The sequence below is a fragment of the Streptomyces sp. NBC_01233 genome (assembly GCF_035989305.1).
Classification (GTDB): Bacteria; Actinomycetota; Actinomycetes; order Streptomycetales; family Streptomycetaceae; genus Streptomyces.
The window spans coordinates 656,580-673,491 of sequence record NZ_CP108514.1; the positions used below are offsets into that span (position 1 = coordinate 656,580).

The following is a 16,912-nucleotide window of genomic DNA, read 5'->3' on the forward strand; positions in this document are numbered from 1 at the left end:
GCTAGGCGCCGCTCCCCCGCCGCCGCTTCTCGATTCCTGACCGATCCGGTCAGGTGTGCAGACGGCTGTTGGGGCCTTCCTGGTCTCCCGCGCTCTCGTCGTTGAACCAGTAGTCACCGGCAGCCAGGTAGCGGAAGCAGTGCGTGCTCTCGTTGGGCAGCTCGACGGTGACCGCACGCTTGCCGTCCTTGCGCGGCCGCAGGGTGTGGACCCCGGGCTGCCAATCGTTGAAGTCGCCCACCACACTCACCGTCCCGGCCGGGCTGTCCGCGGGGAGGACGAAGGTCACCTGGGTACGGTCCTTGCGCAGCTTGCGCTCCAGCATCAGGGGCTCCTAAGGGCACGGGGGCGGATCCCACCCATCCTGGGCACTGGAGCTGCCGCCCGCATGCCGACGCCGCCGCCGACGCCCGGGCATCACCCTTACGCCACCATCCGTAGCCGGATGCGTGCGGAACGCTCGGTTCGCCAGCGCGAACAGCGACACCTGCGGCATTAGGCTCGGAGGAGGCCGAGAAGGAGATGTGGCATGTGTCGCTGGCTCGCGTACCTGGGTTCGCCGATGCTGCTCGATGCGGTGCTCTACCGGCCGGAGCACTCGCTGATCAACCAGAGCCTCCGCTCGCGGCTGGGCGTCGAATCGACCAATGGCGACGGTTTCGGCATCGGCTGGTACAGCGGAAACGGCGACGGCACGCCGGCGGTCTTCCGTGACATCGGCCCCGCCTGGAACAACCGCAATCTGCGTGAGCTCGCCGCTCATGTGCGCTCCAGCCTGTTCTTCGCGCACGTCCGCGCCTCGACGGGCTCGGCGATCCAGCAGACCAACTGCCACCCGTTCCGTCACGGTCGCTGGCTGTGGATGCACAACGGCGCGGTCACGGACTTCCACCGGCTGCAACGGGACCTCTGCATGGCGGTCGACCCGGCGCTGTTCCCGTCCATCGAGGGCTCCACGGACTCCGAGGTGATGTTCTACCTGGCGGTCACGTTCGGCCTCGACCAGGACGTCCCGGGCGCCGTGGCCCGCATGGCGGGGCTGGTCGAGGACCTCGGAAGGCAGCACGGGGTGCCCAATCCGCTGCAGATGACGGTCGCGGTGAGCGACGGGGAGCGCGTCTGGGCGTTCAGGTACTCCAGCCAGGGCCAGTCCCGGTCGCTGTACTACAGCAGCAGGGCCGACACCGTACGACATCTCTATCCGGAACTGGACTACCTCCGCGAGGTCTCCGACGAGACGCGGATCGTGGTCTCGGAACCCCTGGGTGACCTGCCCGGCGTCTGGAACGAGCTGCCGGAGGCCAGCTATTCGGTGATCCCCTCCGCCCGGCACACGGACTACTTTCCGTTCCAGCCGAAATCGCCGTGACCGCGGGTACGCAGGCCATGCGCTCGTCCGGAGCACCGTGCACCACCACCGGTCGGCTGACCATGGGGGTGGAGGAGGAGTTCATCCTCGTGGACCGCCGCAGCCGCGCCCCGGTGGCTACGAGAAGCTCTGGGGCCTGCCTCCGGCCCACTGGTGGGCCAGGTGGCGGCACGTCCTGTGGCTCGCCGTACTGATCGGCGTCCTCCACCTGTCGGCGATCTCCCCGCCGTGGCGCGACTCCCCTGCCCACGGCTTCGTCACGGTGGCGATCGGCACCCTGTTCTTCTGGTGGTCCCAGCGGCTGCTGCTCGCCGGCCGGATCCCCTGGACCGCCCTGCTGCCCGGAGCGGTGGCCACCATGCTCGGGCTGTTCGGGCTCCGGGTCTTCTCCCGCCTGGTCTTCTCACCGCTGATCGCGTCCAGCGCCGTCGCGTACGGGCCCTTCGGCACCGTCCTCGTCATCCAGTTCTGGCTCGTCGGCGTCGTCGTCGTCGTGTTCGGCGGCGCGCTGCTCGGCCGGCTGCTCCACGACGAACCGGCGCGCCCCGCGACCCCTCCGGAGCAAGGTCGCTGAGGCGCGCGACGGCCCCGCCGCCGAAGCGGCGGGGCCGTCCTCCGAGGTGGCGCGTGCCCGCCTGTCACTCCGGCGCGGTCGAGTGCGTCCAACTCGTGCACAGGGCCCAGATGATGAACACGTCGATCGCGATGATGATGATGGACCACCAGGGCTGGTACGGCAGCCACAGGAAGTTGACGATCACGCTGAGGCTGGCGAGGGCGATGCCCGCGCCCCGGGCCACGTTCGAGCCGGCGATCAGGCCCACTCCGGTGAGCACGACGATGATGCCGAGGACGAGATGGATCCAGCCCCATGCCGTCAGGTCGAATTCGAAGACGTAGTTGCCGATGCGCGCGTAGACGTCGTCATTGGCGATGGCCGCGATGCCCTGGAAGACCGCAAGGCAACCGGTCACGAGGAGGAGGACCGCGGCGAACAGCGTGCCCGTGCTCCCCGCACCATCGCGCTGGCTGCCGGGGAGCAGCGGAGCGTTGCCCGGCGCAGGGCCGGTGTTCCCCCCGGTCGGTGTCGGCTGACCCATGGAATTCACCTCACAGATGGCGGTAGGGCGCCGGACCGTCCTGCTCCGGCTCGGCCGGGTCACAGGCATCGGCGCCCATATCGCAGTGTCGTCCGGCGGACGGGTTCTTGTGATCACCCGAAGCGGGTGGTCTTCGCTCCCCCGGGAGCGCGTGCAGAGTCAGGCCGGCAGCTGGCGCATTTCGAGGACCCGCAGGCCCAGGGACTGGAAACGCGTGAGCAGCCCGTACAGGTGGGCCTCGTCGGCCACGCTGCCGTGCAGGAGGGTCTGCTCCCTGACGGGGATCCGGGCGAGCTCGGGAAAGTTCGCGGCGAGCGTGTCCGGCACGACGCCCGAGACGCGGAATTCGTAGCGCATGAGAGCACTCACTCCTCTCGGAACGAAGGCGTCGGGGTGGGACTGGGACGGGTGCCCGGCCCGCTCCTGGCCTTCACTCCCCATCGTCGGTCCTCGCCCGGTGGCTCGGCATCGCCCGGTACGGGCGAGAAGGCCGGGTACACCTGCGGCCGCCGAGCCCTGCGTCACAGCATCCCGAGGTCCTGCGCCCGGTGGACGGCCTCGCTGCGCCGGGTGACCGAGAGCTTGCGGTAGATGCTCTTCAGGTGGGTCTTCACCGTGTTGGCCGACAGGAACAGCTCGGCCGCGATCTCCTCGGTCGACAGCAGCTCGGCGGCCTTGCGCAGCACCTCGGTCTCCCGCCCGCTCAGCGGCTCCACCACGGGCGGCTGCTGCTTGCCGGCCGTCGACGCCGACGCCGACGCACGTACCGGGGTGCGGGAGTGCAGCCAGCCGTGCAGCCGGGCCAGCTGCGGGTCCCCGCGCAGGATCCGGCGCACCCAGGGACCGCTCTCCGTGAACATCCGGCGCAGGCCCTCCGGCCGGGCGAGCCCCAGCGCCTCCCCCAGCCGCCGTCGGGCCTCGTCGGGGTCGCCGTCCGCCGCAGCGATCTCCGCCTGGAGCAGGCGCGCCCGTGCCCGTACCGGCGCCGGCACGCCCTCGTCCGCCGGCATGCCCGCGAGCACCTCCGCCGCGCGGTCCCCGCGGCCGGAGGCCAGCAGGGCGCGGGCCCCGGCCAGCACCTGCTCCGGCCGGTCGCCGTCCTCGCCCTCTGCGCCCTCCACGGCGTCCAGGACCTGGAGGGCCGCGACGGCGTCACCACGTGCCAGCTGTGCGGTCGACTCGGCCACGGCCAGCCCGGCCACCGCCCAGGAGTGCAGCCGTACCGGCGCCCCTGCCGTCCGCAGCATACGGAGGGTGGTGAGCGCGGCCTCCGCGTCGCCCTCGGCCGCCGCGATCCCGGCGCCGGTCACGGCGGCCAGGACCGCGGCCACGGGCTCCGGGCGGGGCCCCGCCTCCGAGCTCGCCAGGTCGAGGTGGCGGCGGGCGGCCGCCAGGTCGTCCTGCTCCACGGCCACGCCCGCGAGGGCGAGGTGGCCGGCACCGGTCCGGCGCCCGGTCGGCAGTGCGTACTGCTCGGCCACGGCGAGCGAGGCGCGGGCGTGCGCGGCCGCCTGCCGCAGGCGGCCGCGCATCAGCTCGGCCAGGGCCAGTGAGCCGAGCGCGTCGCAGAGCGGGTACTCCGTACCGGGCTTCCCGCACACCTCGACGGCGGAGGTGAGGACGGACACCGCGCGGTCGGGGTGTCCGGCGCCGAGCTCGGCCGCGCCGAGACCCGCCAGCACCAGGGCGCGGATCTCGGGGCGCTCGGCGAGCAGGTGCGGCGGCAGCTCCGGGAGCACACGCTCGACGTCGGCTGCCGCCCGTTCGGTGGCCGTCAGGTCGTCCGCCAGCCGCCCTGCGAGTACGCCGACGAAGGCGCGGGCCAGCCTCGCCGCCGGACCGGAGTCCGGGCCCGGGTACGCGTCCGCCCGCCACAGCCCGGCCTCGCATCCCGGGAGGTCCTGTTCGGCCAGCCGACAGGCCGCGCCGACCAGTGCGGGAGCCACACCCGTCCGATCGACCGGCATGCCGGCGAACGCCCGGCCCAGCTGATCCGCCTCCAGACCGGTGAAGAGCCGACCGATGGCCAGGTTGTCGACCACTTGCGCCGCCGCGAACTGCCAGTCACCGGCGGCCGCGCCTTGGACGACTGCCTCCGTGAGCCGGGCGGTGCGGGCCAGCCAGCGCGCCGCCCGTCCGTGCAGCCGGGGTTCGAGGCCGGGACGGCGCTGCCGAAGGTGCGCGCGCAGGACTTCGGCGAACAGCGGATGCAGCCGGTACCAGGCTGATGCGTCGATCCGTTCCAGGAACGCGTTGTCGCGGGCCAGCCCGGCGAGTGTCTGGGCGGCGTCGTCCCGGCCGGTCAGCGCGTCCGCGAGGTCCGGATGGACGCGGTCCGTGACACAGACCCGCAGCAGCAGGTCCTGCGTGAGCGGCGGCTGCGCGTCGAGCACCTCCTTGAGGAGGTAGTCGGCGATGATCGTGCGGTCGGCGGCGAACTGGCGCAGGAACTTCTCCGGGTCGGCGCTGTGCTGCATGGCCAGGGCGCACAGGCGTACCCCTGCCGCCCACCCCTCGGTCCGCTCCACCAGCAGCCGGATCCCCTCCGGGGAGACCGACAGCCCGTGCTCGCCCAGCAGCGCCTCGGCATCCTCGCGGGTGAACCGGAGGTCTGCCTGGCGGATCTCGGTGATCTCGCCGGCCGCCCGGTAGCGGTGCAGCGGAAGGAGCGAGTCCGTGCGGCCGGTGAGCACGATGCGCAGGCCCCCGGCCGCGTGCCGGAGCACGAAGTCCAGGCCCTCCGCCACCGCCGCGGACGGCTGGGCCGTGTCGAACTGGTCGAGCACGAGGACGGCGGGCTGCGCCGAGTCGGCCAGCCCCTCCGCCAGACGTGCGAGGAACGACCGGGTCACTCCTTCGGCGCGCGTGGGACTGCCCACGCCCGCCGGCAGTGCCACCCCGCCCCGGTGGAAGGCCTCCAGGACGTACGCCCAGAGTGCGCCAGGAGCGTCGCCCGGCTCGACGGTCAGCCACACGGGTGGACGCGGCGCGAGCCCGCCGGCCGCCCAGTGGGCGGCGAGCACCGTCTTGCCCGAACCGGCCGGACCGTTGACGAGGGTGAGCGGCCCCCGCGCCCCGGCCGCCATGCGCTTCAGCAGCTCGGGCCGGTGCACGAGGAGCTGCGGCACGGCCGGAACGGCGAACCGCGCCGATAGCATCGGGTCACCGGACGGTGCCGGGCTCCCGTGCGGCGGACGCACGGGTGAATCGGGCCCTGCGGGGTTCTCCATGCGGTCACCGGGGTCGGGTCGGGTGGTCTGCGGGTGCGGATGCTGGTGCTGGTGTGCTGGTGTGCTGGTGTGCTGGTGTGCTGGTGCTGGTGCTGGTGCTGGTGCTGGTGCTGGTGCTGGTGCGGACTGTGGCTCGCCCGCGTTCTCCACTCAAACCGTGATCAGTGGTGATCACCAGTCGTGTCACCTGGGCCGGGTGATGCGGACGCGCACACCGGTGGATCCTCGGACTCGGTCGTTGTGATGGGTGAGGCGTCCCGTTCGGCGCAGGCTACGGCCGTGTTCACGGCTCCTCGGCCGACGACAGGGCAGCCTGGGGAGGGAGGTCCGCCCGGGAGCCCTTCGCACGTCGACCGGGCGGCCCTTCCACAGCGGCCTTCGGGTCGAGGCACACGGTGTGGGCGCCGACCTGCAGGTCGGTCCTGTAATCGGCATCTTGCAGTTCACCGTCTGGGCCGAATGCCGGTCCCGTTCGCTAGGGTCTGCGGCCATGACAGAGACGACGACCGAAGCATGGCCGGAACCTCCACTCGCCGGCACCGAGGCGGCAGCCGTCCTCGGCGCCCTGGAACGCCAGCGGGCTACGCTGGCCTGGAAGTGCTCCGGCCTGGACGATCTTGGCCTACGCGCCACGGTCGGCGCATCCAGCATCACTCTGGGCGGCCTGCTCAAACACCTGGCGCACGTAGAGGACAGCCACTTCGCCCGTCTGTGGCTCGGCTCTGACGTCGGCGCTCCCTGGGACACCGTCGACTGGGACAGCACTCCCGACTGGGACTACCGCTCCGCTGCCGAGGACTCCCCCGGGCAACTGCTCGCTCTCTGGCGGGAATCAGTTGCCCGCTCCCGTGCCATCGTCGACAAGGCACTCAGCGCGGGCGGGCTGGAACAGCTCGGTGCCTACACCACCCCTGGCGGCGAACGCCCGAACCTCCGCCGCATCCTCCTGGACCTTGTCGAGGAGTACGCCCGCCACGCAGGTCACGCCGACCTCATCCGTGAATCCGTCGACGGCCTTACGGGCGAGGACCCGCCGAGGTGAACCAGGTACGCCGCGAGGCGGGGTGCGGGGCAGCGCGGGCCTGATGCGTTCCTGACGAGACCGTCCGACCCCGCGCCACCTCTCTTCGCGTCCGTGGCTCCTGACGCGGGCTTCGGGCTCAGGCTCCGGCCAACTCGGCGTTCGCGCGTTCCGTGACCAGGGCCAACACGCGGCCCGAGACCGCGAGGTCCTCGGCCGGGATGCCGACGTACAGCCGGGCGGCGATCTCGGCGCTCTCGGCGGCGGTGCTCTCGTACAGCCCCCGTCCGGTGTCGGTCAGCCGCACCCGGGACGACTGCGCCGGATCCTCTTCGAGCAGCTTCCCGGCCGTCAGCTCCTCGATCACTGCGCGCACGACCGACCCGTCGGTCTTCAGCGAACCGCTGACGTCGCCGACGAGCGCGTCGCGGCCGATGGACCCGCCCGCGGCCACGACGGCCCGGAGCGTCACGCTCTGGTGGAACGTGGCGCCGTGGCGGACCAGCACGTCCTCCAGGAGGGCACGCCCGGCGTGGTGCGCCAGGGCTATGACACGGGCGTTGACCGCGGTGGGTGCCGTGGGTGCCGTGGGTGCCGTGATGGTCATGGTTGCTCCTCGTCGTTCTCGGTGTACGGATCAAGAGGTGCGTCGAGCAGGGTCGCCAGCTCGCGGGTGAACTGCCGCGTGCGCAGGCTGTCCTGGCCCCCGAGCGGCTCCAGCAACTGGTCCAGCAGGCCCTGGACCACCTTGACCGCGCGGCGTGCGACGTCGCGCCCCTGCTCGGTGAGCGACAACTGCACGGCACGCGGGTCGTCGGGGTCCCGGGTGCGGGCGACGAGTCCGGCGGCCTCCAGGGCACGGGCGAGCTTGGACACGTACAGCGGTTCGAGCCCCGTGTGGTCGGCGAGCCGGCGCTGGCTGGGCCGCAGCCCGGAGCGCCCCATGCCGTACAGCGACGCCATCAACGCGTACTGGGCATGGGTCAGTCCCAGCGGCGCGACCGCCCGGTCGACGGCCACCCGCCACTTCATCGACAGACGCCAGACCAGAAATCCCGCCGTGGCGCTCTCAGTTGCTGAACTCACAGCAACATACAGTACATGGCTACTATGTACATGGCTACTATTTTTCCGCGGGCAGCCACCCAGGCGAAGCCACGATCGGCCCGAGGTACCGGGCGACTGCCTCGAAGCGGCTCCTCGGCCTCGGTGCCGGTTCTAGGCTGGGCGGTGTGGCGGCAAGGGGCGAGCGTTCAAGTCCGGCTGCGCACAACGTGATGCGCTGGCCGCTGAGCCTGCACGTCGGCGTCGCGCTGCTGCTGGCCGCCTCCACGGCCTGCGTCGTCGCGGGAGCGCTCTGGTTCGTTCTGGGCACGCCCCGCCTGCACGTGGCCGGACCGCTCAAGCCCGCCGACGTCTACGACGGCATCAAGATCGCTCTGGCCGTCGTCGCCGGCATCGGCGGTGTGATGGCCCTGGTCGTCGGCTCGAAGACGCCGAGTTCTCCGGCAGCCTCGTCGATTTCACCGGCTCGGACTTCACCGGCACCGCCGTGAACGTCGGCGCGCGCCATCTCGCGACCCTGCACAGCACGGTCCCGCCCGCACGATTCGACGGTGGCACCGTCGACCTCTCCCACGCCGCGGCGTTCACCCACCCACCGCGCTTCGACCTGTCATCGGCGCCCGCAGGGCTGTTGCTGCCGCCCGGCACGAACGTCTCCGACTTGCCCTGAGTCGGCTCCACCGCGGCGGCCGCGACCGTCACCGGCGTCCCGGCCGTCCCTCCGCCCGCGCCCAGGGAACGGGCAGGCTTCGGCACCTCTCCCGAGGCCGGCGCGATAGGCGAGGCCTTCGGTGACTACCTCGCCGTCGAGGTCGGCGCCCACGCGGACGCCGCGTACGGCTGGCCGCGGCGGGCCGACCTGGCCTGCGTCGCCGACTGGGACGCGGCCTCCTACAGCGACGCCCCGCACTGCCTGCGCCGCATCGACGGGAACAAGGTGTACGCCGACCTGGAGGGCGAGGTCCACGCGGACGGGGAGATCTGGTCCCGCGCCCTCTTCGACATCCTCAACGCCCTGGGCGCCCGGACCGCCGACCGCATCATCGTCAACGCCCAGTTCGGCTTCGCGCCGGACACGTCCTTCAAGGACGCGGCCCTGACGACGGTTTCGACCGCCCAGCGGATGTACGGCGCGAGCGCCGCGGACGCCGTGCGCGCCGCGTTCAAGGCCCGGCAGATCCCCGGCATCCAGTAACGGCCGGACCCTTCCCCGGACTCGGGGCACACCGCGTCCGGGGAAGCGGAATGTTCCACTTTTGGTCGCTCAGCGAACATCGCTCCCCTCCCTCCGGACAACAGCTGGTCAAATCCTTGTTGCATACCTGTCAATCCGCCGCTCCTTCCTGGCAATCTCAACCGCCTGGCCCCCCACGGCAATTGAAGGAGCACGAGTGACCCTCCCCACGTCCTCATCCCGCACCCCCCGCAGCCGTACCCGAGCGCTGCGCGCCGCCGCCGTCGTCGCCTCGGCGGCGATGGTCGCGATCTCCGTCCAGAGCGGCTCCGCCAACGCCTCGGCGGAGCGCGAGGCGGGAGCCACCGCGCTCGCCCTCACCGCCGACGCGCGCGTCCAGGCGATCACCGCGGCCCAGAACACGGCGGCCGACACCGCGCGGGCCATCGGCCTCGCCGACGACGAGCGCCTCGTGGCCCGCGATGTGATCAAGGACGCCGACGGCACGGTGCACACCCGCTACGAGCGCACCTACGCCGGACTGCCGGTCCTCGGCGGAGATCTGGTGGTCCACCAGAAGAAGGACGGCAGCCGCAAGACCACCAAGGGCGTCGAGGCCCGAATAGCCCCGGCCACCGCCCGCTCCTCCCTCAAGGCCGCGCCCGCCGGTGCCCGCCAGGTCGTGTGGGCCGCGAGCGGCAAGCCGGTCTTCGCCTACGAGGCCGTCGTCACCGGCACCCAGCACGACGGAACCCCCAGCGAGCGCCACGTGATCACGGACGCCGCCACCGGCGCCGAGCTGTACTCCTACGAGGCCATCGACACCGGCACCGGCACGAGCCAGTACTCCGGCTCCGTCACGCTGGACACCACGCAGAGCGGGGCGTCCTACAGCCTGACCGACGGCGTCCGCGGCGGCCACAAGACCTACGACCTGAACGGCGGCACCACCGGCACCGGAAGCCTGTTCACCGACGCCGACGACAAGTGGGGCGACGGACTGCCGTCGAACCGCCAGACGGCCGCGGCCGATGCCCACTACGGCGCTGCGGTGACCTGGGACTTCTACAAGTCCGAATTCGGCCGCAACGGCATCGCCGGGGACGGCAAGGCCGCCTACTCCCGCGTCCACTACGGCAACGCCTACGTCAACGCCTTCTGGTCCGACGCCTGCTTCTGCATGACCTACGGCGACGGCGCCGCCAACCAGAAGCCGCTCACCTCCCTGGACGTCGCCGGCCACGAGATGAGCCACGGCCTGACCGCCGCCACGGCCAAGCTGAACTACAGCCGCGAGTCGGGCGGCCTCAACGAGGCCACCAGCGACATCTTCGGCACGTCGGTGGAGTTCTTCGCGAACAACCCGGCCGACGTCGGCGACTACCTCATCGGCGAGAAGATCGACATCCGCGGCAACGGTACGCCGCTGCGCTACATGGACAAGCCCAGCAAGGACGGCGCCTCGGCCGACTACTGGTCCAAGACCGTGGGCCGGCTCGACGTGCACAACTCCTCGGGCGTGGCCAACCACTTCTTCTACCTGCTCTCCGAGGGCAGCGGCGCGAAGACGGTCAACGGGGTCTCGTACAACTCGCCCACCTACGACGGTTCGACGGTGACCGGGATCGGCCGGACCAAGGCCTACAAGATCTGGTACAAGGCGCTCTCGACCTACATGACGTCGACCACCAACTACGCGGGAGCACGCACCGCGACCCTGCAGGCGACGGCCGACCTGTACGGATCGACCAGCGTGGAATACCAGCAGGTGGCGGCCGCCTGGAAGGCCGTCAACGTCAACGGCTGAGCCGGCTCCTGAGCGGTACCTCGCCCCGGCGGGCCTGCGGGCCCGCCGGGGCTTCCGCCGCTTCCGGGGCTTCCGCGACTTCCGCGGCTTCCGGCGGACTGCGGGAAGCGGGAAGCCGAAGCGGGAACGCCCGGCGGTCCGCCCGATCGCAGCCACCGGGGAGATTCCGCGGATTCTGCACGGTGAAAGCCGTTTCCCCCGGCGCAGGTACGCGCGCCCGCCGGGGCGGGCGGCCCTGCGGGCTGTAGGACCGCCGGTCCCGAGAGGCGATGGGGGTAGCCCCGCGAGGCTCGTCCGCCAGAGGTCCCACGGCGCCGGGCCGACGGCCGGAATGAGCGGAGCGGGCCCGTGCTCCCTATGGTGGAAGGGGAGCACGGGCCCACCCATTGGTCATTCCGCGGAGCGGTCCCGAAGGCTGGTCGTCGTCCTCGTCCTCGGGGCCGGATTCCCTGGCGAACCAGAGATCGAGGGTGTACTGCTCGGCAGCGGGGCACTGCTGCCATGATGCGCCGATCCGGTCCGGGGTCCACTGTTCCCCGGCGGCCCGCTGGAGGGACGCGTTGTAGTAGGCGGCGGCCGCGTCGCGTCCGGTCCAAGAGGCGTGGCCTTCGTAGGCTCCGGGGCGGGGCAGGTTCATTTCGCCTGCCGGTCCGTAGGTGAGCTGGTTGACGACGAGCAGTCCGATCTCGGATTCCAGGGATACCGCGATCGTGCCGTCGGCTGCTGCCGGGGGCTGCCTGCGATGAGCGGCATGGCCGGTCTCCGTCGTTGCTCAGGGAGTGATCTTCACGTAGAACGCGTCTCCGTCGAGGAGGCGGCTCAGGACGCGTCCCGCAACTCCTACGCGGCCGACCTCTCCCGCCGCGAGGGCTGGTGACTCCCCAAGTTCCCATAGCCGGGCCTGCCCCGACGGTGAGGTGTCCCGGGCGTGGACCGCCCGGGAGGCTGGTCCAGCGGAACAGGCAGGCCGGGTCAGACCACCTGATGTCGCGTCAGCCCGTGACCCCGGGCACGACCAGGCCGGTTTCGTACGCGATCACCACCGCGTGGGTCCGGTTCTGCGCGCCGAGTTTGGTCAGCACGTTCCCGACGTGCGTCTTCACCGTCTCCAGGCTCACCCTGCACGACTCCGCGATGTCCGGGTTGGACCGGCCGGTGGCCATCAGGCGCAGCACCTCCTCCTCCCGGCCCGTCAGCGACGCCTGCGGCAGCGCTTCGGCGGATCCCAGTGGGCGGGCGGTGACCATCTGGCGCAGGGCCGCCGGGAAGAGGATCGCCTCGCCCGCCGCGACCACCCGCACCGCCTCCGCGATCCTGGGGACGGGGAGCCGCTTGAGCACGAAGCCGCTGGCCCCGGCGCTGAGTGCGGCGGTGACGTAGTCGTCGTTCTCGAAGGTGGTGATCACCACGACTCTCGGCGGGTCGGCCGACCCGGCGAGGAGCTGCCGGGTGGCCTCTATACCGTTGCGGCGCGGCATCCGTACGTCCATCAGGACCACGTCCGGCCGCAACTGCCGTGCCTGCTCCACTGCTTCGATGCCGTCGACGGCCTCCCCGACGACGGCGATCCCGGGCTGCATTCCGAGCAGCGTGCGCAGACCGCTGCGGGTCACCTCGTCGTCGTCCGCGATCAGGAGGGTGGTGCGGCCGGAGGCGCCGGCGGTGTCAGTTATGACGGCTGCGCTCGCGTGGGGGCCGGTCGCGACCGCTGCGCTCGCTTGTGAGCCGATCATGCGGGCAAGCGTACCGGCAGCCGGACCGCGAGCCGCCAGTGCTCCGGTCCGTCCGGACCGGCCTCGATTTCGCCGTGCAGGAGCCGCACGCGCTCAAAGAGGCCGGGCAGGCCGTGCCCGGACGTCGGGAAGGCCCCCGGGCTCATTGCGCTCCCGGCTCCGGTCCGGTTGACCACCTCGAGCTCCAATGAGTCCGGCGTGGCCGCCACCTTGACCCGGATCGGACCGCCCGCTCCGTGCTGCAGCGCGTTCGTCAGCCCTTCCTGCAGGATCCGGTACGCCGCCCGGGAGAGCGTCCCCTGCACCTGCGCATAGTCGCCCGACAGCTCCGGCTCCACCACCGCGCCCGCGTGCCGCAGCCGGTCGAGCAGCCCGGGCAGGTCGGCCAGATTGCGGGCCGGCGCCGTCCCCGCTTTCTCCTCGCGCAGCATGCCCAGCACATAGTCCAGGTCCTCAAGGGCGGCCCGGGTCGACTCCTCGATGCTGCGCAGGGCGGCCCGCGCCGCCACCGGGTCGGCACAGAGCATCTCGCCCGCCACCGCAGCCTGGATCGTGGCGGCCGTCAGCGTGTGCCCGATCGAGTCGTGCAACTCGTGGGCCAGCCGGTTGCGTTCGGCCAGTACCCGCTCCCGCTCGACCGCCAGCGCGAGCCGCTCGGCCGGCGACGGACCCAGCAGCCTGGGCGCCAGCCACCGCAGGGCGTACGTCACCGCCAGACAAAGAGCCGCCGCCAGCAGCAGGCAGCCGAGCGCCGCTGCCCAGCTCTGCCAGCCGCTCTCCGCGCGCAGCGACCAGCCGTTCACACTCACCCCGGCCTCGGCGCCGGCCCAACCGCCGGGAAGGAGCAAGCCCGCGACGAACAGCAGGACGCTCAGCTGCGCCCCCGCCCACCCCAGCACCACATGCGACAGCAGCCAGAGCGGGGTCCGCCAACGGTCGGCGCCCGATGCCGTGGAAGCAGCCGCCCCCTCACCGGGCGGGCCCGCACGCCGACGCTCGCCCACGGGATCCGGCAACGGCACCCCCAGCATCCGCCGGGCGCAAGCGATCAGCACCCGCCGCATGGTACGAGCCAGCCCGATCACACCGATCAGTACGGACCAGACCAGCACGGTCAGAGCGAACTGCACCCCCACGGAAGCGGATGGCCACGCCACCGCCGGTAGTGCTGCGAAAGGCAGCAATGGAAGGCTCGCCAAGGCGCCGCAATAGGCGAATAGCGCACCCGAATACGTGGAGCCGCGCAGCAGCGGCCGGATTCCTCTGAACATGGCCAGGCAAGTATGACCGGACGGCCCACCGGCGGCCTCCCCCGATCGGGGGAGAGAACTCTCCCGCCTTCCCGCGATGTGTCCGTGGGCTCCCGAAACCAGAATCGGGGTCTCACCAGTTGACGGGACGGAAGGACGGGCTGATGAACGCTCAGGGAATCGAGACGCCGCCGAACCACACGGTGTCCGCCCAGGACCAGGCCGTACGGACTCGGACGGCAACGAACGGAGTGGCACCGGGCCTGACAGCACCGAAGAACAGCCTGGCCACGGCCGCCATGACACTGGGCATCATCGGCCTGTGCACCTCGGTCGTCTTCATCGGCGGCCCGCTCGCCGTGATCGGCCTGATCCTGGGCATCGCCGCGCTGATGGCGGCCAAGCGGACCGGTGCGGGCCGGGGCAAGGCCGTCACCGCCGTGGTGACGTCGTTCGTCGCAATCGCCGTGTCCGGGCTGGTCGCCGTCTTCATGGTCTGGTACGCGAACAAGACGCAGGAGTGCTACCAGCCCGACAGCTTCCACCAGTACACGCGGTGCGTCCGCGAGCACCTGAACGGAAACTGAACGGCCTTGCCTCTCCCTCACCGGTGAACCGGCCGCCCACTCTCCTCGACAAGGACGAGCACCATCGTGCGAAGCAGAAACACCCGCAAGGCTCCCCTACTCGCCGCCAGCCTCGCGGCGGCCACCCTTTCGGCGCTGACGCCCGCAACGGCGTTGGCCGCGTCCACGGCATCCGATGCCTCCACCGCCAAGGACCCCCTGCGGCAGTACACGCAGCAGAAGCTCCAGTGGAAACGCTGCGACGCGAAGGGCCCCGACACCTTCCAGTGCGCGACGCTCAAGGTGCCACTGGACTACAGCGACCCCGGCGGCAAGACGATCGGCCTCGCGATATCCCGGCTGAAGGCGGGCAGCGCGAAGGCACGTCACGGCGTTCTGCTGCTCAACCCGGGCGGCCCCGGCGCACCGGGACTGCAGCTGCCTGCCGACCCGCTCATGAAGTTCCCCGCGGAAGTGAAGCGGCGGTACGACCTCGTCGGCTTCGACCCAAGGGGCGCCGGGCAGAGCTCTCCCGTCAGCTGCGGGCTGACCGCCGAGGAGCAGGCCGACCAGCCGTACAAGGCGGAGACCTTCACGAAGGACGTGGACCGGGCCCGTACCGTCGCCGAGAAGTGCCGGGCCAGGGCCGGTGACAAGCTGCCGCACCTCACCACCCGCAACAGCGCCCGTGACATGGACGTCATCCGCGCCGCGCTGGGCGAGGAGACGATCTCCTACCTGGGGATCTCCTACGGCACCTACCTCGGCGCTGTCTACATGCAGCTGTTCCCCCAGCGGGCCGACCGAATCGTGCTGGACAGCGCAACCAACCCAACCCGGATCTACAGGGGAATGTTCCAGGACATGGCGAAGGCGGCCGAGCAGGCTTTCACGCGCTGGACCGCATGGACGGCCCGTCGGCACACGACCTACGGACTGGGCGACACTCCGGCCAAGGTCCGCAAGACCTACTGGGACCTGATCGCGCGGGCGAACCGCAAGCCCGTCCTTTTCGAGGGACAGACCCTCACCGGCGACGGCATCCGTGCAGACAACCGCACGTTCTTCCACGTCCAGAAGGCCGCCGAACGGATCACCGGACTGAAGAAGGGGATGCTCACCGTCGCCGGCGGCGAGGGACACGGCGTCCTCTACGCGCCGGACAGCAGTCCCTGCGCGGACAAGGCCGTCACGGTCTACCTGACCACGGGCAGGCTCCCCGCCAAGGACCTGACCTGCCAGGCTACGGCCGGGCAGAAGGAGCAACCCCGCACGTTTCCCGTCCCCACACCTCCGAGCCGGCCGGGAACGCACGACCGTCTCTGGCCCTGAGCGGTCCCGGGCGCGGCTGCGTCCACGGACGTGGTGTACGGATTCGTTGACGAGGCCGCCGGTGGTGGTCACTCGCTCGGCTCAGTGGTCAAGGGCGGGTGACGGGCCGGGTTCGGAGGTTCCGTGATCGCGGCCGCCACCGTCGGCGGGCTCCGCCGACTCTCTCCTTGCCACTGGGGATCCACTGCTCAACCTGAAAGCTCTCACTCGTGGTCGGGACCATCGGAGGCGCCCGACAGCGCATCGAGGAGATCAGGAACTCCGCAAGTCCCCATAGCGGACCTACCGATATCGACAGGTGCTGCCGCTGTCCGAGGCGAGGGCTCCCGACGACACCCGACCGCGTGAGGCGATCGAGCACGCGCCGCCGCAAGTGCGCGCGCTCATGCGGCCGATGCCGGCCTGCGAGCCCGGTCGCAGCCGACTGGCCTTGCTGCGCCACCAGTTGGACTCCGCCTTGCGCCGCTGACCCGTCAGGTGCGCCCGCTCCGGTGAGCAGTGACTCACGGATAATGACGACCAGCCGAACTGGCGGCTCGTGTCGACTGGGGGAAGAGCCATGCGCATAGGTGTCTATCTCGCACATCCGCGGTCAGGAAGCTTCAATCACGCACTGTTCGACGCGGTGGTGGAGGAGCTGCGCGGGCGGGGCTGTCAGGTGGTGGCGCACGACCTGTGCGCCGAAGGGTTCGCGCCGGTGCTCTCCGCCGAGGAGACGGGGACGGTCCAGTCGGCGTCACGGGCCCACGATGCGCAGGTGGAGCTCCACCGGGCCGAGGTGGCGACGCTCGACGCCATGGTGTTCGTCCACCCGAACTGGTGGGGCATGCCGCCCGCCGTCCTCGCCGGCTGGGTGCAGCGCGTACTCGCGCCCGGCGTCGCCTACAAACTGGGCACCGCGGAGGGCGAGCCCGCGGGACTCCTGAAGGCCGGCAAGGCGCTCGTACTGAACACCTCCGACACTCCCGCCGATCGCGAGAAGACCGAGTTCGGCGATCCGCTGCACAGCATCTGGTCGGCATGCGTCCTGCCGTACGTGGGGGTTGCCGAGGTGCGCCGGATCGTCTTCCGCACCGTCACCGACTCGGACGAAGAGCAACGCGCGGCGTGGCTCGACGAGGCACGCGGGGAGGCCGCCGCGCTGCTGACCTGATCCGCGGCGATTCGCCGCAGGCCCTCCTGACGGGCCGGGAGGAGAAGATATTGACGGATGCAGCCACGCTGGCCGGAAAACCTCGGCCAATTTGGTGACAAGCACACTGATG

Annotated in this window: 17 protein-coding genes and 2 pseudogenes; 10 read left to right on the forward strand and 9 right to left on the reverse strand. The window is 71.2% G+C overall.

The features are described from left to right. Positions 1-49 precede the first annotated feature (49 nt). Positions 50-325 (reverse strand): isoamylase early set domain-containing protein, encoded by a 276-nt coding sequence (locus OG332_RS03340; RefSeq protein ID WP_327412004.1) that lies wholly within the window; start codon positions 323-325, stop codon positions 50-52. 204 nt (positions 326-529) lie between these two features. Here OG332_RS03340 and OG332_RS03345 point away from each other — a divergent pair, with 204 nt between their 5' ends. Both OG332_RS03345 and OG332_RS03350 read left to right on the forward strand, forming a co-directional pair. After that, positions 530-1,369, forward strand: a complete 840-nt coding sequence (locus OG332_RS03345) for a class II glutamine amidotransferase (RefSeq protein ID WP_327412005.1) — start codon at positions 530-532, stop codon at positions 1,367-1,369. A gap of 115 nt (positions 1,370-1,484) precedes the next feature. Further along, positions 1,485-1,943: pseudogene (locus OG332_RS03350) on the forward strand (ribonuclease BN); the annotation flags it as partial. A gap of 64 nt (positions 1,944-2,007) precedes the next feature. Here OG332_RS03350 and OG332_RS03355 read toward each other — a convergent pair. From OG332_RS03355 to OG332_RS03365, 3 genes are all read right to left on the reverse strand, one after another. Beyond that, entirely contained in the window at positions 2,008-2,469 is a 462-nt protein-coding gene (locus OG332_RS03355; protein ID WP_327412006.1) for a DUF7144 family membrane protein, read from the reverse strand. 159 nt (positions 2,470-2,628) lie between these two features. Next, the gene (locus tag OG332_RS03360) at positions 2,629-2,826 is read right to left on the reverse strand and encodes a hypothetical protein (RefSeq protein ID WP_327412007.1); all 198 of its coding nucleotides are present in this window, start codon (positions 2,824-2,826) and stop codon (positions 2,629-2,631) included. 164 nt (positions 2,827-2,990) lie between these two features. Next, entirely contained in the window at positions 2,991-5,627 is a 2,637-nt protein-coding gene (locus OG332_RS03365) for a LuxR C-terminal-related transcriptional regulator (protein ID WP_327412008.1), read from the reverse strand. Positions 5,628-6,189: 562 nt separating this feature from the next. Between OG332_RS03365 and OG332_RS03370 the strand changes: the two genes are divergently transcribed. After that, positions 6,190-6,741 carry a DinB family protein gene (locus OG332_RS03370; RefSeq protein ID WP_327412009.1) on the forward strand — a complete coding sequence of 184 codons (552 nt, stop codon included), beginning with the start codon at positions 6,190-6,192 and terminating at the stop codon, positions 6,739-6,741. Between the two features lie 118 nt (positions 6,742-6,859). Here the strand turns inward: OG332_RS03370 and OG332_RS03375 are convergent, their stop codons facing one another. Together OG332_RS03375 and OG332_RS03380 are read right to left on the reverse strand one after the other, a co-directional pair. Further along, the gene (locus OG332_RS03375; RefSeq protein WP_327412010.1) at positions 6,860-7,327 is read right to left on the reverse strand and encodes a MarR family transcriptional regulator; all 468 of its coding nucleotides are present in this window, start codon (positions 7,325-7,327) and stop codon (positions 6,860-6,862) included. After that, positions 7,324-7,806: a MarR family winged helix-turn-helix transcriptional regulator gene (locus tag OG332_RS03380; RefSeq protein WP_327412011.1), complete on the reverse strand. Its 483-nt coding sequence runs from the start codon at positions 7,804-7,806 to the stop codon at positions 7,324-7,326. Before OG332_RS03380 ends, OG332_RS03375 begins: the two co-directional genes overlap by 4 nt. 146 nt (positions 7,807-7,952) lie before the next feature. Here OG332_RS03380 and OG332_RS03385 point away from each other — a divergent pair, with 146 nt between their 5' ends. From OG332_RS03385 to OG332_RS03400, 4 genes and pseudogenes are all read left to right on the forward strand, one after another. Continuing rightward, complete coding sequence (locus OG332_RS03385; protein WP_327412012.1) at positions 7,953-8,276, forward strand: hypothetical protein; 324 nt, start codon at positions 7,953-7,955, stop codon at positions 8,274-8,276. Continuing rightward, positions 8,273-8,455: a hypothetical protein gene (locus OG332_RS03390; protein WP_327412013.1), complete on the forward strand. Its 183-nt coding sequence runs from the start codon at positions 8,273-8,275 to the stop codon at positions 8,453-8,455. The genes OG332_RS03385 and OG332_RS03390 overlap by 4 nt, the downstream gene beginning before the upstream one ends. 99 nt (positions 8,456-8,554) lie before the next feature. After that, positions 8,555-8,980 (forward strand): annotated as a pseudogene (locus OG332_RS03395) (M4 family metallopeptidase); the annotation flags it as partial. 280 nt (positions 8,981-9,260) lie between these two features. Further along, entirely contained in the window at positions 9,261-10,766 is a 1,506-nt protein-coding gene (locus tag OG332_RS03400) for a M4 family metallopeptidase (RefSeq protein ID WP_327419093.1), read from the forward strand. 355 nt (positions 10,767-11,121) lie between these two features. Here OG332_RS03400 and OG332_RS03405 read toward each other — a convergent pair whose 3' ends face one another. The 3 genes from OG332_RS03405 to OG332_RS03415 all read right to left on the reverse strand — a co-directional run bounded on the left by OG332_RS03405 (position 11,122) and on the right by OG332_RS03415 (position 13,635). Continuing rightward, a complete protein-coding gene (locus tag OG332_RS03405) occupies positions 11,122-11,403 on the reverse strand; it encodes a hypothetical protein (RefSeq protein WP_327412014.1) in 282 nt (93 codons plus the stop codon). A gap of 355 nt (positions 11,404-11,758) precedes the next feature. Beyond that, positions 11,759-12,499, reverse strand: coding sequence for a response regulator transcription factor (locus OG332_RS03410; protein ID WP_327412015.1), 741 nt, complete (start codon positions 12,497-12,499; stop codon positions 11,759-11,761). Then, positions 12,496-13,635, reverse strand: a complete 1,140-nt coding sequence (locus OG332_RS03415; RefSeq protein WP_327412016.1) for a sensor histidine kinase — start codon at positions 13,633-13,635, stop codon at positions 12,496-12,498. The genes OG332_RS03410 and OG332_RS03415 overlap by 4 nt, the downstream gene beginning before the upstream one ends. A 278-nt stretch (positions 13,636-13,913) precedes the next feature. On the opposite strand from OG332_RS03415, the gene OG332_RS03420 reads away from it, so the two are divergent. The 3 genes from OG332_RS03420 to OG332_RS03430 all read left to right on the forward strand — a co-directional run bounded on the left by OG332_RS03420 (position 13,914) and on the right by OG332_RS03430 (position 16,800). Beyond that, a complete protein-coding gene (locus tag OG332_RS03420; RefSeq protein ID WP_327412017.1) occupies positions 13,914-14,336 on the forward strand; it encodes a DUF4190 domain-containing protein in 423 nt (140 codons plus the stop codon). 66 nt (positions 14,337-14,402) lie between these two features. Continuing rightward, positions 14,403-15,647, forward strand: a complete 1,245-nt coding sequence (locus tag OG332_RS03425) for an alpha/beta fold hydrolase (RefSeq protein ID WP_327412018.1) — start codon at positions 14,403-14,405, stop codon at positions 15,645-15,647. 559 nt (positions 15,648-16,206) lie between these two features. Beyond that, complete coding sequence (locus tag OG332_RS03430) at positions 16,207-16,800, forward strand: NAD(P)H-dependent oxidoreductase (protein WP_327412019.1); 594 nt, start codon at positions 16,207-16,209, stop codon at positions 16,798-16,800. The last annotated feature ends 112 nt before the right edge of the window (positions 16,801-16,912 follow it).